The 1901-nt window shown below is 38.8% G+C and carries 3 protein-coding genes; all 3 read right to left on the bottom strand.

The annotated features are described in order from the left end of the window. Positions 1 to 68 precede the first annotated feature (68 nt). A complete protein-coding gene (locus KQI94_RS15855; RefSeq protein WP_010714398.1) occupies positions 69 to 302 on the bottom strand; it encodes a hypothetical protein in 234 nt (77 codons plus the stop codon). Next, complete coding sequence (locus KQI94_RS15850) at positions 289 to 915, bottom strand: hypothetical protein (RefSeq protein WP_125241160.1); 627 nt, start codon at positions 913 to 915, stop codon at positions 289 to 291. Before KQI94_RS15850 ends, KQI94_RS15855 begins: the two co-directional genes overlap by 14 nt. 42 nt (positions 916 to 957) lie before the next feature. Continuing rightward, a partial coding sequence (locus KQI94_RS15845) for a phage tail tip lysozyme (protein WP_216454627.1) occupies positions 958 to 1901 on the bottom strand: 944 nt, incomplete at its 5' end.

Below are 1901 nucleotides of genomic sequence, written 5' to 3'. Positions count from 1 at the left end.
GTATTTTTTATTCTTTCGTTCTTAGCTATTTCTAGTTTGTCACCGCAACTCATAGTATTCGTTCTCCTTTATCCTTCAGTATTTCTTTGTCTTTCTTCTCCTAAAAGAGCGGTTAGTTCGCTAAATGACAAATTATTTTCCACTAGTAAGGTACTTACGATTTCAGCTTCTAATTGTTTTATGTCCATTTCTTTTTTCGTCACGGCTTGCTTCAAGGTGTCCAAGCGACCCTTTGCCGTTGCTAATTCTTTCTCCATACGACTTTTCTTCTTTTGTAAGTCTTCTAATTTATTTTTGGTCATCCGAGTTCTTCTCCTTTGTTTCATTTTTTGAATCTTCTGTTTCTTTGTACGTGTTCGATTCCTTTTGTAGATAATTGGTTAAGGTGACTGGCTCCATTTTATCCACTAAATATTGAGATCCTTGTTTGACAAAAGTTAGTTTCATTGCTTCTTTGTTCTCTTGATTTTTTAAGGCGCCGTCATCATTGTTTATTTTTACCCTTTGGGTATTTTTATAAGAAACTTCACTGATTACTTCGTTATTTTCTGAATCAATATAAATTTTGTACCTATCTAAGACTTGGTTCACAACATACCCTTTATAGGCTTGATTAACCGGTTGCTTTTCTTCAGCAACTAGCTCGTTGTACATTCCTGGCGTAACAAGAGGTTTATATCGGTTTCGGTTCTCGCCCAAGTCTTTTTTTGTATAATAGGCGATCAGAAATTTTTTTACACTCGCAGGTGTAATTGTTTCTTTTTCTTCTGTTTTTTCCTGTTGATTGGCTAATTGTTTTGGTTGTTTGTGTTCACCAATTTTCACACCAACAAACAGTAATAGCATGACTAAAATAATCCCACCAATGATTGTTCCAATGAGTTTGTAACGTTTTATCCTCACTTCATCATACATTTTCTTACCGAGTAGCTTATTGCTACCTTTTCCTTTCTTCCTTTATTTCACGCGCATAAAGTACATACCAGGTTGTTTTGATAGTACGCGCCAATTCATAGAAAACAAGCCACTGACATTCATTTCTGAAATAACAAACGTCCCGTCACTATTGACATGCTCGACATACGCCACATGTCCGTATTGTGGACTTGCGCCCGCTGCACCATTAATAAAAATGACCGCATCCCCTTTTTCTGGTGTGGGCATAAGTGTTGCCCCTTGCGTTTGTCCATAGTTGTTGACCCATTGATTGGCGTTGCCCATCGTTGGGTGAATAGACTTTCCTAGTTGTGCAAACCGATTGTAGACATACCATGTACAGTTACCTGGCGCATACGCATTTCCTGGCCAACCTAGGCCTGCCTTGGTTTCTTTTTCTGTAGGTAGAGGATTCATTTTCCCTTTATATTGTTCGAAAACCTCACTACTTGAACCATTAACAATCGGTGCTGATTGTGATAAGAAAGTAAACCAATTTTGAGCTGCTTGAATTCGTTCAGCAACCTTATCACCTGGATTACCTTCCCAAACATTTAAAAAGTACGTCGTTAGGTCTGGAACCGTTGAAGCAACTTTACTTTTTGCAACATTTTCAGCCGCTGTTCGTGACCCCGGGGCGTCTCCATTAAAGATAAAATCTAACTGAAGTTGCAAATCATACCATTTCTTATTTTGTTGTTTTGCATAATCTAGCAGCAAGGTGTGTCGTCTTCCACCATCAGAAGTATCTGTCCACTGTCCGAGCCCTAATCCACGATGAAGAATGTTTCCAAAACGTCCTCCATAAATTTGTGATCCGCCCATAGCTAACCAAGCAGGTTCGTCCCATGAATTTCCATAAGCACCTACAGGAGGGTTTAAGTAGTCTCCTTCAGCACGCTTAGGATTAATCCCACTTTCTACCGAGAAATTACCTAACATAGCGCTAATTCCCTCTTTTGTAT

It is taken from the genome of Enterococcus sp. S183_ASV_20, from assembly GCF_018919685.1.
Taxonomy (GTDB): Bacteria; Bacillota; Bacilli; order Lactobacillales; family Enterococcaceae; genus Enterococcus; species Enterococcus faecalis.
Note: the sequence above shows the minus strand (reverse complement) of the source record. Positions and strands in the feature narration are given on the sequence as shown.

Coding starts and splice junctions, on each gene's coding strand:
- KQI94_RS15855 (WP_010714398.1), bottom strand. CDS start 302: ATGACCAAAAATAAATTAGAAGACTTACAAAAGAAGAAAAGTCGTATG.
- KQI94_RS15850 (WP_125241160.1), bottom strand. CDS start 915: ATGTATGATGAAGTGAGGATAAAACGTTACAAACTCATTGGAACAATC.